Consider the following 14657-nt stretch of genomic DNA (forward strand, 5'->3'; position numbering starts at 1 on the left):
GGTTGAAGTTTGTTGACTCTCTGCAACATCCAGGAATGCGCAGATCGTTTGTGTTCGAACATGTACCCCTAGGAAAGATTTGCTTTATTACTTGTAAGAATAGATATTTCCGCTTGTAACTGCTTGCAAAAATATCGAGTGGCCGGTGAAGTAAAATGCGTCCCGGCGCCCGAGATGAGGCCGGAGACCGCACCGCAGCGTTACCCATGAGAACCGGACATTGCGCCGCCGAAGCGGCCGAGCGGGAAAGCGGTTGTTTTTACGGAACCCGAAGATGACACAAGAGACGACGAGGCAGAGCGATGCACTACCGTCCGACTGTCGCTGCGTCGCAAAAACCACGAGCGATTGCACGGCCCTGCGACCTCTAGGGCATGCCTCGCTCCGGCCGGACGCGCGAATGCCGGCACGAACCGCACGCCCTGGGACCGTCGGCCGTGGACGCTCGCGGGGGAGGCACACGCAGACGCGGGATCGACGGCGTCCGGGTCGTCGCGGGCACTCACGGGCCGGCGAGGCTCCGGCACGCCACCTCGGGCCGGCCGGCACACCGCGAAAGGCCGCAGGAGCGGCGCGCATCGGATCGAGGCGGAGGTCGGGTCGATGAGGGATGGTGGAGCTAAGCGGGATCGAACCGCTGACCTCCTGCATGCCATGCAGGCGCTCTCCCAGCTGAGCTATAGCCCCGTCCGTCAGCCGCGGCGCTGGGTACGCCGGCGGGTCTCGTCAGGTTCGGATCGCGTCTCGCGATCGGGTCACACCAGGCGGGGCCTGGGATGATGTGGTGGAGCTAAGCGGGATCGAACCGCTGACCTCCTGCATGCCATGCAGGCGCTCTCCCAGCTGAGCTATAGCCCCGTCCATCATCCGCGGCGCTGGGCACGCCGGCGGGTCTCGTCGTTACTGGTCGCGGGTCGCGACCGGATCATGCCAGGCAGGGCCCGAGATGATTTGGTGGAGCTAAGCGGGATCGAACCGCTGACCTCCTGCATGCCATGCAGGCGCTCTCCCAGCTGAGCTATAGCCCCACGCTGCAGGACGTATGGGATCCGTCCCGGAACCGGCAGGTCGCCCTCGGGGAGGGCGTCGCCGGTGAGCGGCGGTATAGGAGGGTGCCGCGCCGGACACAAGCCCCCCGGGGCGGCTCTTCGCGAAGTTTTCGTGACCGTCGGGAATTCCGGAGCCCCGCCGGGGGCTTAAGGGCGCCCGCCGGGGGCCTAAGGGCGACGGAGGCGGGCCCGCCTCCGTCGCCCGCTTCGAGAATCAGGATTCCTCGTCGCTCTCGATGTCGCCGTCGATGAAGTCGGAGACGTCGTCGCCGCTCTCCTCGTCCTCCTCCAGGAAGGTGTCGTCGTCGCCGCCGGCATCGCTCACGTCGGCGTCGTCGTCGACCGAAGTGTCGTCACCGCCCTCGGCGGCCTCGACCTCGTCGAGGGAGACCATCTCGGGGGCGCCGGCCTCCTCCTCGGTCTCCTCTTCGCGCGGGGCGCGGTTGGCGATCGCCGGGGCGGGCACGCGGGTGGTGGAGAGCGCGGCGACCTGATAGACCGTGCCGCACTTCGGGCACACGGCGGGGTCCCTGCTGAGGTCGTAGAACTTCGCGCCGCAGCTCATGCACTGGCGCTTCAAGCCGAGTTCCGGTCTGGCCACGGTAGTTACGTTCCTGTCGATGTCGGAAGAGAGTGGGTTCGGTTAGTCGCGCCCGCCAGCCCTGTCAAATACCCGGGGGACCGGCGGATGACGCGGCGGCGCCCGCGTGCTAACGACCCGGCCGTTTTCCCGCGCTCCCCAAGCGATTCTCGAGATCCAGGCCGCCTGCCCGTGTCGCACGATTCCACTCCGTCCCCGATCACCGCCCAGGCCGGGACGGCCCTGCGGGGCCGGCTGCGGCCGCCCGGCGACAAGTCGATCTCGCACCGGGCGATGATCCTCGGCCTGCTCAGCCTCGGCGAGACCCGGATCGAGGGCCTGCTCGAGGGCGACGACGTGCTGCGCACCGCCGCCGCCGCGAAGGCGCTCGGCGCCGGGATCGACCGGGACGGGGAGGGGCGCTGGCGGGTGCGCGGCGTCGGCGTCGGCGGCCTGTCCGACCCGGCGGGCGTGCTCGATTTCGGCAATGCCGGCACCGGCTCGCGGCTGATGATGGGCGTGGTCGGTGGCCACCCGGTCACCGCGACCTTCGACGGCGACGCGTCCTTGCGCAAGCGGCCGATGCGGCGGATCCTCGATCCCCTGGTGCAGATGGGCGTCACGGTGGTGGAGCAGGCCGAGGGCGGCCGGGTGCCGCTCACCCTGCGCGGCCCCCGCGAGGCGGTGCCGATCACCTACGACAGCCCGGTCGCCTCGGCACAGGTGAAGTCGGCGGTGCTGCTCGCCGGCCTCAACGCCCCCGGGGTCACCACGGTGGTCGAGGCGGCCGCCACCCGCGACCACACCGAGCGGATGCTGCGCCTGTTCGGCGCCCACGTCGAGGTCGAGGCGATCGGTCCCGGCGGCCACGGCCGGCGCATCGCGCTGACCGGCCAGCCGACCCTGAAGGCCACCGACGTGGTGGTGCCGGCCGATCCGTCCTCGGCCGCCTTCGCGCTCGTCGCGGGGCTGGTGGTGCCGGGCTCCGAGGTGGTGATCGAGGGGGTGATGATGAATCCCCTGCGCACCGGCCTCCTCACCACGCTCCTCGAGATGGGCGGCGACATCGAGCGCCTGAACGAGCGCGAGGAGGGCGGCGAGACCGTGGCCGACCTGCGGGTGCGCCACAGCCGCCTCACCGGCGTCGCGGTGCCGCCCGAGCGCGCCCCGGCGATGATCGACGAGTACCCGGTCCTCGCGGTGGCGGCCGCCTGCGCGCACGGCACCACCCGGATGCAGGGCCTGCACGAATTGCGGGTCAAGGAATCCGACCGCCTCGCCGCGGTGGCGGCCGGCCTCAAGGCCAACGGCGTCCCCCACACCGTCGAGGGCGACGACCTGGTCGTGCACGGCGACGGCGCCGCCCCGCAGGGCGGCGGCACGGTCGAGACCCATCTCGACCACCGCATCGCGATGGCGTTCCTGGTCCTGGGGATGGCCGCCCGCGAGCCGGTGACGGTCGATGACGGCGCGATGATCGCGACGAGCTACCCCGCCTTCCTCGCCGACATGCGGGCGCTCGGCGCCGCGCTCGCGGCGTGAGCGGCCCGATGGTGATCGCGATCGACGGCCCGGCAGCCTCCGGCAAGGGCACGCTCGCCAAGCGCCTGGCGGCGCATTACCGCCTGCCGCACCTCGATACCGGCCTGCTCTACCGCGCCGTGGCCCTGACGCTCCTCGATGCGGGGCAGGACCTCGCCGACGAGGAGGCCGCCGCCGCCGCGGCGCGGGGCCTTTCCCCCGCGTTCCTGGCCGATTCCCGCCTGCGCGGCAGCGCCATGGGCGAGGCGGCCTCGATCGTCTCGGCGCAAGGGCAGGTCCGCGCCGCGCTCCTCGACTGGCAGCGCCGCTTCGCCGGCTCGGCCGAGGGCGCGGTGCTCGACGGGCGCGACATCGGCACCGTGGTCTGCCCGGACGCCGCCGTGAAGCTGTTCGTGACCGCCTCGGCGGAAGAGCGCGCCCGCCGCCGCCACCGCGAGCTCGACGGCCGCGGCGAGGCGGTTGCCTACGAGGCGGTGCTCTCCGACATCCTGCGCCGCGACGCCCGCGACGCCGACCGCGCGGCCGCCCCCCTGCGGGTGGCCGAGGACGCCGTGGTGATCGACACCACGGACCTCGACGCCGACGCCGCCTTCCGGGCCGCCACCGAGGTGGTCGACGGGCGGGGCTGAGCGCCGGAACCCCGCGTCTCCCATGCTCGTCCTCAAGGCGAGGGCGCGGGTCGGACGGGCGGTGAAAACCCGTTCGTGCCGACCATGACGCCCGCCTGACACCCCTCCGCCACGAAGCCGTGGCATGCCCCCCTCTCGACACCGCGCGCGATCCGGCGCGCTCCCCATTTCGGACCTCCGCCTCCCATGATCCGCCTCGACAAGATCGCCAAGCAGAACGGCAACCAGCTCCTCTTCATCGAGGCGTCCGCCGCGCTCCAGCGCGGCGAGAAGGTCGGGCTCGTCGGCCCCAACGGCGCCGGCAAAACGACCCTGTTCCGGATGATCACCGGGGAGGAGCAGCCCGACGAGGGCCAGGTCTCGTCCGACCGCGGGATCACCATCGGGTATTTCAGCCAGGATGTCGGCGAGATGGCCGGCCGCTCGGTGCTGTCGGAGGTGATGGACGGCGCCGGTCCCGTGAGCGCGATCGCCGCGGAGCTGCGCGAGATCGAGACCGCGCTCGCCGATCCCGACCGGGCCGACGAGGTGGAGGCCCTGGTCGAGCGCTACGGCGAGGTGCAGGGCCGGTTCGAGGAGCTCGGCGGCTACGCGCTGGAAGGCCGGGCGCACGAGGTGCTGGCGGGCCTGAGCTTCGCCCCCGAGATGGTCGAGGGCGATGTCGGCGCCCTGTCGGGCGGCTGGAAGATGCGCGTCGCGCTCGCCCGCATCCTCTTGATGAACCCCGACGTGATGCTCCTCGACGAGCCGAGCAACCACCTCGACCTCGAGAGCCTGATCTGGCTCGAGGATTTCCTCCGGGGCTTCGACGGCGCCCTCCTGATGACCTCGCACGACCGGGCCTTCATGAACCGGATCGTCGGCAAGATCATCGAGATCGACGCCGGCTCGCTCACCACCTACTCGGGCGACTACGCCTTCTACGAGCAGCAGCGCGCCCAGAACGAGGCGCAGCAGCAGGCGCAGTTCGAGCGCCAGCAGGCGATGCTGGCCAAGGAGATCAAGTTCATCGAGCGCTTCAAGGCGCGCGCCTCGCACGCCGCCCAGGTGCAGAGCCGGGTGAAGAAGCTCGACAAGATCGAGCGCGTCGAGCCGCCCCGGCGCCGCCAGAGCGTCGCCTTCGACTTCCCCGCAGCCCCGCGCTCGGGCGACGACGTCATCAGCCTGAAATCCGTGCGCAAGGCGTACGGCAGCCGCACGATCTACGATGGCCTCGATTTCGGCATCCGCCGCCGCGAGCGCTGGTGCGTGATGGGCGTCAACGGCGCCGGCAAGTCCACCCTGCTCAAGCTCGCCACCGGCACCACCGCGCCGGATGCCGGCAGCGTCACGATCGGGGCCAGCGTCAAGCTCGGCTACTTCGCCCAGCACGCGATGGACACCCTGGTCGGCGAGCAAACGGTGTTCGAGTTCCTGGAGGAATCCTTCCCGCAGGCCGGGCAGGGGTCGCTGCGCACGCTCGCCGGGTGCTTCGGCTTCTCGGGCGACGATGTCGAGAAGCGCTGCCGGGTGCTGTCGGGCGGCGAGAAGGCGCGGCTCGCCATGGCGCGGATGCTCTACGACCCGCCGAACTTCCTCGTCCTCGACGAGCCGACCAACCACCTCGACGTCGGCACCAAGGATATGCTGATCGCGGCGCTCGCCCAGTACGAGGGCACGATGCTGTTCGTCTCGCACGACCGGCACTTCCTCGCCGCCCTGTCGAACCGGGTGCTGGAGCTGACGCCCGACGGCATCCACCAGTACGGCGGCGGCTATTCCGAGTACGTCGAGAAGACCGGGCGGGAGGCGCCGGGCCTGCGGCACTGAGCGCCGCCGCGGGCCTCCCGCCGCTCCTGGTCAGGCGCCCGGCACCCGCCACGGCGCCTCCGCCGCCGCCTTCGCGTCGTAGGCCGCGATGGCCGCCTCGTGCTCGAGCGTCAGCGCCACGTCGTCGAGGCCCTCGACGAGGCAGCGCTTCTTGAACGGGTCGATCTCGAAGGGGATCGCGGTCCCGTCCGGGTCGGTGACGGTCTGGGCCGGCAGGTCGACCGTGACCGCGGCGCCGGGCGCGGCCGCGAGGCGCGCGCGCAGGGACGCGACCGCGTCCTCCGGCAGGGTCACGGTGAGAAGCCCGTTCTTGGCCGCGTTCGAGGCGAAGATGTCGCCGAAGCTCGGCGCGATCACGCAGCGGATGCCGCCGTCGACGAGGGCGTAGACCGCGCCCTCGCGCGAGGAGCCGCAGCCGAAATTGCGGTCGGCCACCAGGATGCCGGCGCCCGCGTAAGCGGGCGCGTCGAGCGGCACCGCCTCGCTCCGGCGGCGCTCGTCGTGGAACAGGAAGTTGCCGTAGCCGGCGCTCCTCGGCTTCTTGAGGAAGCGGGCCGGCAGGATCTGGTCGGTGTCGACGTTCGCCACGTCGAGCGGGACCGCGACGGCCTCAAGGGTGGTGAAGGGCTGCATGGTCAGCGGTTCCCGAGCCGGCGGATGTCGGTGAGGCGGCCGGTGACGGCGGCGGCGGCGGCCATCGCCGGGCTCATCAGGTGGGTGCGGGCATTCGGGCCCTGGCGGCCCGGAAAGTTGCGGTTGGTGGTCGAGGCGCAGCGCTCGCCGGCCGGCACGAGGTCGCCGTTGATGCCGACGCACATCGAGCAGCCCGGCTCGCCCCATTCGAGGCCGGCCTCGCGAAACACCCGGTCGAGCCCTTCCGCTTCGGCCTGGCGCCGCACCGGGCCGGAGCCCGGGACGACGAGGCCCGGCACCGCCGCCTTCTGGCCGCGCAGCACGCCGGCGGCGGCCCGCAGGTCCTCGATGCGCGAATTGGTGCAGGAGCCGATGAACACCCGGTCGATCGCGACCGCTTCGAGGGGCGTGCCGGGGGTGAGGCCCATATAGTCGAGCATCGCCCGCATCTGGCCGGCCTTGGTGGGATCGGCTTCCGCGCCCGGATCCGGCACCGCGGCGGTGACGGGAAGCGCGGTCTCGGGGCTGGTGCCCCAGGTGACGGTGGGGGCGATGCTGGACGCGTCGAGCGTCACCTCGCGGTCGAACCGGGCATCCTCGTCGCTGGGGAGCTGCCGCCAGGCCGCCACCGCCCGATCGAACAGCGCGCCCTTCGGAGCGTAAGCGCGCCCTTCGAGAAACGCGAAGGTGGTGTCGTCGGGGGCGATCATCCCGGCGCGAGCGCCGGCCTCGATCGACATGTTGCAGATGGTGAGCCGCCCCTCCATCGACAGGCCGCGGATGGCACTGCCAGCATATTCGAGCACGTGCCCGACCGCGCCGCCGGCCCCGATCACGGCGATGATCGCCAGGATCACGTCCTTGGCGGTGACGTGGGGGCCGAGCACGCCGTCGATGATCACCCGCAGGGTCTTCGGCCGGCGCTGCCACAGGGCCTGCGTCGCCAGCACGTGGGCGACCTCCGTCGCGCCGATGCCGAAGCCGAGCGCCCCGAAGGCGCCGTGGGTCGAGGTGTGGGAATCGCCGCAGACGATCGTCAGGCCCGGCAGCGTCAGGCCCTGCTCCGGCGCCAGCACGTGGACGATGCCCTGCGCGCGGTCGTCGAGGCCGAAGTGGCGGATGCCGTGCCGGCCGGCATTGTCGGCGAGCGTCGAGACCATGTTGGCGATCTCGGGATCGGGGATCGGTCCGCTGCGGTCGCGGGACGGGACGTAGTGGTCGGCGACCGCGAAGGTCAGCTCGGGGCGGCGGATTTTTCGGCCGGCATGGTCGAGCATCCCGAAGGCGTGGAACGAGCCCTCGTGCAGCAGGTGCCGGTCGATGGCGAGCAAAGCCTGCCCGTCGGGACGGGTCGCCATGACGTGGGCGTCCCAGACCTTGTCGAGGAGGGTGCGGGGTTGCGGGGTCATCGGGCGTCCTCCGTCTTGTTGTTGGGATTCAGGAAGAGGGACAGGGTGTGATGCGGTTCGGCGTCACGATTCTCGGGAAAGGCCGGAAGATGTGGTGGACGCTTCCGTTAGATATTCCGTTTCGAGGTGAAGCGCGTTCCCCTCTCCCGTGTGGGAGAGGGGTTAGGGGTGAGGGTCGAGACGGTGCCGCCTTGAACTCAGATCGTTCCGCTACCAGCACCACGTTCAGAGCTTTACACGGAAGCGTGCCACCCTCACCCCTACCCCTCGCCCACACGGGAGAGGGGATCCCGCGCTATACTTTTTAGAGCAGTTTGACGGGTGATTAAGCCATCGCCATCGCCCCCGCCGCCTGGCCCGCGATGCGCCCGAGCGCCACCGCCGCCAGGAGCCCGTTGCCCGAGAGATACCCGCCCGGCCCGGTCCCCGAGACGCCGCAGGCGGCGCCCCCGGCCGCGAACAGGTTCGGGATCGGTGCGCCGCTCTGCGTCAGCACCCGCGCGTCGCGATCGACCACGAGACCCCCTTGCGTGTGGAACAGCGCCCCGGTCACCCGCACCGCCCGGTAGGGGGGCTCAAGCGCCGGCACGCCCGCGAAGGAGCGCCCGAACTCGTCCCGGCGACCTTCGCGCTTCAGTGCCTCGACCTCATCCAACGTCCCGGCCAGGGCGGCCTCCGGCATGTGCAGCCGCGTCGCGAGTTCCGCGATCGTATCCGCCGCGACGATCGCCCCGGCGCTCTCGGCCCTCCGAAAATCCTCGAACTGGCGGGCGATCCCGGCGATGCGCTCGTCGAACACCGTCACGGCGAGGCCATCGGGCTGGCGCAGCACCTCCGCCGCCTGCTCGGAATAGCCCTTGCTCTCGTTCGAGAAGCGGCGCCCCTCCGCGTTCACCTGGAACCCGCCCTCGGTGACGGTCGCCCAGGTGATCAGGATGCCGTGCGGATGCGCCACCGAGCCGTGGCCCTGGTGGCCGGAGAGGTGGCGGGTCGCCGCGCCGAGCGCCTCGCCCCAGAGCAGCGCGTCGCCCTGGTTGCCCTCGTGGCCGAAATAGAGCGCGCCGGCCAGTTCCGGCACGTGCTGCGCCACCAGCGCCTTGTTGCCGCCGTAGCCGTTGCAGGCGAGCACCAGCGCCCGGCAGGCGACGCGCTCGCGCGAGCCGTCGGGGCGAACGAGGCCGAGGCCCCGGATCGCATCGCCCTCGGTGTAGATCGTATCGACCGTGGCGTCGCACAGGATCGGGATGCCGGCCGCCTCGACCGCCCGGGCGAGGCGATCGACCAATTCCTCGCCCGACCGGCTCGGCAGGCCGTGCATGCGGTTGGCCGAGTGGCCTGGATAACGGAAATCGGTGATGACCGAGAAGGGCAGGCCGTGCCGGTGGCTGAGCCATTCGAGGGCCGGACCGACGGAGCCGGCTAACCGCGCGACGAGGGCCGGGTCCGGCTCGTTCTTCGCCTTCGCCATGATGTCGGCGGAAAACAGCTCCGGGCTGTCCTCGAGCCCGGCCTCGCGCTGCCAGCGCGTGCCGGGGGCCGGGACCAGCCCGGCCGAGAGGGCGGTGGAGCCGCGGGGCACGGGATCGCGCTCGATCACCAGCACCTCGGCCCCGGCCTCGTGGGCGGCGAGCGCCGCCACCAGCCCGGCAGCGCCGGCGCCGATCACCGCGACCGGCACGTCGATGTCGAAGGCGATCCCTTCGGCGGATTCGACCCTCATGCGGACAGCTCCGCCAGGATTTCCGCCACCTCGGCGACGCGGCAGACGGGCTTCAGGGCGTCGATCGCGGTCCGGTGGACGGCCGGCGAGAAGGCCGCGCAGGCATCCGACAGCACGGTCACGGAAAAATCCCGGACATGGGCGTCCCGCACCGTCGAGGCGACGCCGCCGTTGGTGACAATGCCCGACACGATGAGCCGCTCGATCCCGGCCTTGCGGAGCACCCATTCGAGCCGGGTCATGTAGAAGGCCGAGTAGGCGACCTTCTCGACCGCGAGGTCGGCGGGCTGGAGCTCGTCGACGAGCGCATGGCCCCAGGCGCCGGGCAGGAAGTCGCCCTTCGCCAGGAACGGCCGCAGCTCGCGCAGGTGGGGCGAGATCATCGGCTCGCCGCCCTTGCCCGGCACCAGGGTGAAGTGGGTCGAGACGATGAAGCCGCCCCTGGCCCGGATCAGCTCGGCGAGCGGCCGGACGCGGGCCGGCACCGCGGCGATCTCGGGCGCCGCCTGGCCGGCGCGGCCGTAGGCGCCGTCCGGGTGCAGGAAGTCGTTCTGGAGATCGCAGATCAGGAGCGCGGTGCGCTCCATCGGGATCGGACCATGGCTCATGCGGGCTCTCCCGTGCGGGTGACCACGACGTTGCCGAGCCGGTCGACCCGGGCCGTCAGGTCGGGATCGACCACGGTCGTGGCGTCGGGCTGCTCGAGGATCGCCGGGCCAGGGATCTCGGCGCCGACCGGGAGCGACAGGCGGGCGTAGACCGCGGCCTCGTGCCAGGCGCCGGAAAACCAGACCGGCCGGCTGCCGAGGCGGGCGGCGTCCAGCGAGGCATCCGCCCCCGGCGCGAGCGCGGCGAGGTCGAAGTGGGGCCGCCGTCCGATCGCCGCGGTGCGGAGGTTGACGATCCGGGTGCCCAGCCCCGGCAGCAGGCGGCTGAACGATGTGCGGTAGGCCCTCTCGAACGCCTCCTGGATGACGGCGACCGTGACGCCGGTGGTGCCGTTCTCGACCGTCACCGGCAGGGCGACCGCGACGGTGTGGGTCTGGCCGACATAGTGCATGTCGAGCTCGAACACCGTGTCGATCCGCGAGACGGTGAGGCCGGCGGCCTCGACGACCGCGCGGGCGGCCTGCGCCTCCGCCACCATCCGGCGGTCGAGGGCGGCGGCGTCGAGGTTCGCCAGCGACAGGTTGAGGGTCTGGACCTGGTCGTGGCGAATGTCGGCGATGACGCAGCCGAGCGCCGAGGTGACGCCCGGATAGCGCGGCACCAGGGCGCCGCGCAGGCCCACATCCTTGATCAGCGCCCCGACATGCAAGGCTCCTCCGCCGCCGAACGGTACCGCGGCGAACTTTTGGGGGTCGTGCCCGCGCTCGATCGAGACGAGGCGGATCGCGCCCGCCATCTTGCCGTCGGCGACCCGCACGATCGCTTCGGCCGCCGCCATCACGTCGAGGCCCAGCGGCGCCGCGACGTGCTCGTGGATCGCGGCTTTCGCCGCCTCGACGTCGAGGCGCTTCAAGGCCCCGCCGATCGGCCGCTCGGCGTTGATGCGGCCGAGCACCACGTTGGCGTCGGTCAGCGTCGGGCGGGTGTTGCCCTGGCCGTAGCAGACCGGACCCGGCCGCGAGCCCGCGCTCTCCGGCCCGACCTGGAGCAGCCCGCCGGCATCGACGTGGGCGATCGAGCCGCCGCCGGCCCCGATGGTGCTGATCTCGATCATCGGGGTGCGGATGACGAGGCCGAAATCGATGGTGGTCTGGGCGGCGAGCGCCGTCTCGCCCTCGACCACCAGCGACACGTCGAAGGAGGTGCCGCCGAGATCGCCCGTGATCACGTTCGGGAAGCCGGCCTCCTTGGCGATGGCGGCGGCCGCGATGACGCCGGCCGCCGGCCCCGACAGGGCGGTGCGGACGGGGAGCCGCCGGGCGGTCGCGGTCGACATCACGCCGCCGTTCGACTGCACGATGTGGAAGCGGCCCTCGAACCCTTCGGATTCCAGCGCCCGGTCGAGCTTGCCGAGATAGCTGCCGACCACCGGCTGCAAGTAGGCGTTGAGCACGGTCGTCGAGGTGCGCTCGAACTCGCGGATCTCCGGCAGGATGCCCGACGAGCGCTCCACGTTGGCGTTCGGCCACACGGACGAGGCGGCCTCCATGGCGACCCGCTCGTTCTCCGGGTTGGCGTAGGCGTTGACGAAGCAGATCGCCAGGGCCTCGGCGCCGTTGGCGAGAAGCGCGCGGGCGGCCTCCGCCACCTGCTCGGGATTCACCGCCTCGCGGATCGTGCCGTCGGCGAGGGTGCGCTCGTCGACCTCAAGCCTCAGGTCCCGGTCGACGACGGGGACGAAGTCGCCCCACAGGCCCCAGGTGTGGCGCCGGTCGCGCCGGCGCATCTCCAGCACGTCGCGGAATCCGCGCGTGGTGATGAGGCCGATGCGGGCCCCTTTCCGCTCGAGCAGCGCGTTGGTGCCGACGGTGGTGCCGTGGACGATCGAGGCGAGGCCCGCGACCGGGCCGAACCCTTTGAGGCCGGCGAGGAAGCCGACCGCCTCGTCGCCGCGGTTCGACGGCACCTTGCCGGTCTGGAAGCGGCCGGCGGCCTCGTCGTAGTAAAAGAGGTCGGTGAAGGTGCCGCCGACATCGACGCCGACGATGGCGCGGGGGGTCATTGCTCGTCTCCGGTCGTCAGGGCGTAGTCGCGGGCAGCGGCCTCACGGGTCACGTAGCCGAGGCGCAGGTCGCGCTTCAGCGCCTCGCGGTCGCGCTCGGCCGGGTGGCCGAAGCCGCCGCCGCCGGGGGTCTCGAGCCGCACCCGCTCGCCGGCACGCACGCGCACGTCGGTCACCTTCGAGACCATCGGCGGGCTCGCCCAGCCCTCCGGAACCTGCCAGCCGAAGCGGTTCAGCGCCGCGGAGTGACCGCCCTTGACGCCGAACGGCGCCACCTTGCCGCGCTCGCCGAGCAGGAACACGTCGGCGTCGGTCAGGGTCTCGATCTCGTAGACCGCGCCCAGGCCGCCGCGATGGGCGCCCGCCCCGGCGCTGTCGGGCCGCAGGGCCCACTGGGTGAAGACCACCGGATAGGCGGCCTCGAGGATCTCGACCGGCGGGATCGTCGCGGTCGAGATCGGGTTGTTGGCGTGGCTGAGCCCGTCGGTCTCGGGGTTGCCCCCGAGGCCCCCGCCGAAGAACGAGAACATCACCCAGCGCGAGCCGTCGGCCCGGTGGCCGGCGAGCGAGAGCGCGTTGATGGTGCCGAAGGGCGCCGCCGTCGCCCGGTCCGGATCGGCCTCCGCGAGGGCACCCAGCACCACGCCGATCAGCCGCAGGATCGTCTCGGTGTAGCCGGCCATGGGCTTGGGCGCGCCGGCGCCGAGCAGCGTCGTCTCCGGCACCGTGAAGGTGATCGGCCGCAGGCAGCCGGCATTGGCCGGCACCTCGGTGAAGACGTGCTTCAGGGCCACGTAGCAGGCGGCGACCGTCGTCGCGTGCGAGATGTTGATCGGCCCCTGCGCCGGCGCCGACGAGCGCGAGAAGTCGAGGACCATCCGGTCGCCGTCGATCGTCAGGTCGAGGGCGATGGTCAGGGGCTCGTCGGTGATGCCGTCGTTGTCGAGCACGTCCTCGAAGCCGTAGCGGCCGTCCGGGAGCGCCCGGATCGCGGCGCGCATCAGGGCCTCGGCCCGGTCGGAGAAGGCCGCGAAGGCGGCATCCACAATGCGGTCGCCGTACTCGTCGAGGAGGGCGGCGAAGCGGCGCTCGCCGAGGTCGAGGGCGTTGAGCTGGCCGTTGAGGTCGCCCCAGTTCGAGGTCGGCACGCGGGTGTTGGCGGCCAGGATGTCGACGATGTCCTGGTTCAGGCGCCCTGCGGAGAACAGCTTGACGGGCGGGAAGCGCACGCCCTCCTGGAAGCTCTCGGTGGCCTTCGGATTGTAGCCGCCCGGCACGTTGCCGCCGATATCGAGCCAGTGGCCGACCGAGGCGAGCCAGCAGAACAGGGTGCCGTCCCGGAAGACCGGGCGGACGAGCCGGAAGTCGTTGAGGTGGGTGCCGCCGCTGTAGGGATCGTTGAACAGGAAGGTGTCGCCCGGCTCCAGGCCGCCCTCGCGCTCGACCTTGGCGATGACCGCCTTCACCGCGAAGGCCATGGCGCCGACGAAGATCGGCAGGCCCTTGGTGCCCTGGACCAGGGTGTCGCCGGTGGTCGCGTGATAGAGGCCGTGGCAGGCGTCGCGGGCTTCCGCGATGATCGGGTTGAAGGCCGAGCGGTAGAGCGTCGCGTCCATCTCGTCGGCGATCTGCTCCAGGCGGCCCTTCAGCACCGCCAGGGTGACGGGATCGATGGACGTCATTGAGCGGATCCCTCGTAGGCGCGGCCGCGGGCCAGCATCTCGGGCGTGCCGATGAGCGCGTTGAGTTCGCCGAAATCGAACATCCGGTCGGCGAACGGCGTGTTGGTGCCGGCCTTGGCGAGCGAGGCGTAATAATCCTTCGCGGTGCGGGCGAGCGCCCGGACGATGCCGCCGGGGAAGATCACCAGGCGGAAGCCCAGAGCCCCGAGATCGGCGGCGGACGCCAGCGGCGTGTCGCCGCCCTCGACCATGTTGGCGAGCAGCGGGCGGGTCGAGCCCAGCGCCTTCGTGACCTCGGCGAGCTGGTCGGCGGAGCGCGGCGCCTCGACGAACAGCACGTCGGCGCCGGCTTCCGCATAGGCCCGCGCCCGCTCGATGGCGCGCTCGAAGCCCTCGACCGCGACCGCGTCGGTGCGGGCGACGATCAGGGTCTCGGCGCTCGCGCGGGCGTCGAGCGCCGCCTTGATCTTGCCGACCATCTCGGCCCTGCCGATCAGCGTCTTGTCCTGGAGGTGGCCGCAGCGCTTCGGATAGCTCTGGTCCTCGAGCTGGATCGCGCTGGCGCCGGCCCGCTCGAACAGCCGCACCGTGCGCTCGACGTTGAGCGCGTTGCCGTAGCCGTTATCGGCATCGACCACGAGGGGCGTCGCCACCCGGTCGCGCACCAGCGTGATGGTCTCGGCGACCTCGCTCATCGAGACGAGGCCGATATCGGGCCGGCCGAGGCGCGTGTAGGCGATGGCCGCGCCCGAGAGATACAGGGCCTCGAAGCCCGCATCCGTGGCGAGGGAGGCCGTGAGGGCGTCGTAGACGCCCGGAGCGACGAGGACGCGGTCCTCGGCGAGGCGGGACTTCAGGGACATGACGCGGGGTGTTCCTCGTTCGGTTTCATCGCGTTCGTTGGGTGCGCATCCCTCCCCACCGCTCATGGAG

11 protein-coding genes and 3 tRNA genes are annotated in these 14657 nt (G+C 71.6%); 3 read left to right on the forward strand and 11 right to left on the reverse strand.

Going from position 1 to position 14657, the window contains the following annotated elements:
• Window positions 1-611: 611 nt before the first annotated feature.
• The 4 genes from DK419_RS14315 to DK419_RS14330 form a co-directional block, all read right to left on the reverse strand.
• Window positions 612-687: transfer RNA gene (locus DK419_RS14315), tRNA-Ala, on the reverse strand.
• A 95-nt stretch (window positions 688-782) separates the two neighbouring features.
• Window positions 783-858 (reverse strand) — tRNA-Ala (locus DK419_RS14320).
• A gap of 94 nt (window positions 859-952) precedes the next feature.
• Window positions 953-1028, reverse strand: a tRNA-Ala gene (locus DK419_RS14325).
• A gap of 235 nt (window positions 1029-1263) precedes the next feature.
• On the reverse strand, window positions 1264-1650 hold the full coding sequence (locus tag DK419_RS14330; RefSeq protein WP_109959673.1) for a TIGR02300 family protein: 387 nt from the start codon (window positions 1648-1650) through the stop codon (window positions 1264-1266).
• A 171-nt stretch (window positions 1651-1821) separates the two neighbouring features.
• Here DK419_RS14330 and aroA point away from each other — a divergent pair, with 171 nt between their 5' ends.
• The 3 genes from aroA to DK419_RS14345 all read left to right on the forward strand — a co-directional run bounded on the left by aroA (window position 1822) and on the right by DK419_RS14345 (window position 5609).
• Window positions 1822-3171: a 3-phosphoshikimate 1-carboxyvinyltransferase gene (aroA, locus tag DK419_RS14335; RefSeq protein ID WP_109959674.1), complete on the forward strand. Its 1350-nt coding sequence runs from the start codon at window positions 1822-1824 to the stop codon at window positions 3169-3171.
• 8 nt (window positions 3172-3179) lie between these two features.
• Window positions 3180-3800, forward strand: coding sequence for a (d)CMP kinase (gene cmk / locus DK419_RS14340; protein ID WP_109959675.1), 621 nt, complete (start codon window positions 3180-3182; stop codon window positions 3798-3800).
• A gap of 186 nt (window positions 3801-3986) precedes the next feature.
• A complete protein-coding gene (locus DK419_RS14345; protein WP_109959676.1) occupies window positions 3987-5609 on the forward strand; it encodes an ABC-F family ATP-binding cassette domain-containing protein in 1623 nt (540 codons plus the stop codon).
• Window positions 5610-5639: 30 nt separating this feature from the next.
• On the opposite strand, the gene leuD is transcribed toward DK419_RS14345, so the two are convergent.
• The 7 genes from leuD to DK419_RS14380 form a co-directional block, all read right to left on the reverse strand.
• The gene (gene leuD, locus DK419_RS14350; protein WP_109959677.1) at window positions 5640-6242 is read right to left on the reverse strand and encodes a 3-isopropylmalate dehydratase small subunit; all 603 of its coding nucleotides are present in this window, start codon (window positions 6240-6242) and stop codon (window positions 5640-5642) included.
• A 2-nt stretch (window positions 6243-6244) separates the two neighbouring features.
• Complete coding sequence (leuC, locus tag DK419_RS14355) at window positions 6245-7651, reverse strand: 3-isopropylmalate dehydratase large subunit (RefSeq protein ID WP_109959678.1); 1407 nt, start codon at window positions 7649-7651, stop codon at window positions 6245-6247.
• A gap of 325 nt (window positions 7652-7976) precedes the next feature.
• Window positions 7977-9371 (reverse strand): FAD-dependent oxidoreductase, encoded by a 1395-nt coding sequence (locus tag DK419_RS14360; RefSeq protein WP_109959679.1) that lies wholly within the window; start codon window positions 9369-9371, stop codon window positions 7977-7979.
• Window positions 9368-9979 carry a cysteine hydrolase family protein gene (locus DK419_RS14365; protein WP_109959680.1) on the reverse strand — a complete coding sequence of 204 codons (612 nt, stop codon included), beginning with the start codon at window positions 9977-9979 and terminating at the stop codon, window positions 9368-9370. The genes DK419_RS14360 and DK419_RS14365 overlap by 4 nt, the downstream gene beginning before the upstream one ends.
• Window positions 9976-12042 (reverse strand): hydantoinase/oxoprolinase family protein, encoded by a 2067-nt coding sequence (locus DK419_RS14370; protein WP_109959681.1) that lies wholly within the window; start codon window positions 12040-12042, stop codon window positions 9976-9978. Before DK419_RS14370 ends, DK419_RS14365 begins: the two co-directional genes overlap by 4 nt.
• Window positions 12039-13724 carry a hydantoinase B/oxoprolinase family protein gene (locus tag DK419_RS14375; protein ID WP_109959682.1) on the reverse strand — a complete coding sequence of 562 codons (1686 nt, stop codon included), beginning with the start codon at window positions 13722-13724 and terminating at the stop codon, window positions 12039-12041. Before DK419_RS14375 ends, DK419_RS14370 begins: the two co-directional genes overlap by 4 nt.
• Window positions 13721-14587: an isocitrate lyase/PEP mutase family protein gene (locus DK419_RS14380; RefSeq protein WP_109959683.1), complete on the reverse strand. Its 867-nt coding sequence runs from the start codon at window positions 14585-14587 to the stop codon at window positions 13721-13723. The genes DK419_RS14375 and DK419_RS14380 overlap by 4 nt, the downstream gene beginning before the upstream one ends.
• Window positions 14588-14657: the final 70 nt, after the last annotated feature.

The sequence above is a fragment of the Methylobacterium terrae genome (assembly GCF_003173755.1).
In the GTDB taxonomy this organism is placed as follows: domain Bacteria; phylum Pseudomonadota; class Alphaproteobacteria; order Rhizobiales; family Beijerinckiaceae; genus Methylobacterium; species Methylobacterium terrae.

Coding starts and splice junctions, on each gene's coding strand:
- cmk (WP_109959675.1), top strand. CDS start 3,180: ATGGTGATCGCGATCGACGGCCCGGCAGCCTCCGGCAAGGGCACGCTC.
- DK419_RS14345 (WP_109959676.1), top strand. CDS start 3,987: ATGATCCGCCTCGACAAGATCGCCAAGCAGAACGGCAACCAGCTCCTC.
- leuD (WP_109959677.1), bottom strand. CDS start 6,242: ATGCAGCCCTTCACCACCCTTGAGGCCGTCGCGGTCCCGCTCGACGTG.
- leuC (WP_109959678.1), bottom strand. CDS start 7,651: ATGACCCCGCAACCCCGCACCCTCCTCGACAAGGTCTGGGACGCCCAC.
- DK419_RS14360 (WP_109959679.1), bottom strand. CDS start 9,371: ATGAGGGTCGAATCCGCCGAAGGGATCGCCTTCGACATCGACGTGCCG.
- DK419_RS14365 (WP_109959680.1), bottom strand. CDS start 9,979: ATGAGCCATGGTCCGATCCCGATGGAGCGCACCGCGCTCCTGATCTGC.
- DK419_RS14370 (WP_109959681.1), bottom strand. CDS start 12,042: ATGACCCCCCGCGCCATCGTCGGCGTCGATGTCGGCGGCACCTTCACC.
- DK419_RS14375 (WP_109959682.1), bottom strand. CDS start 13,724: ATGACGTCCATCGATCCCGTCACCCTGGCGGTGCTGAAGGGCCGCCTG.
- DK419_RS14380 (WP_109959683.1), bottom strand. CDS start 14,587: ATGTCCCTGAAGTCCCGCCTCGCCGAGGACCGCGTCCTCGTCGCTCCG.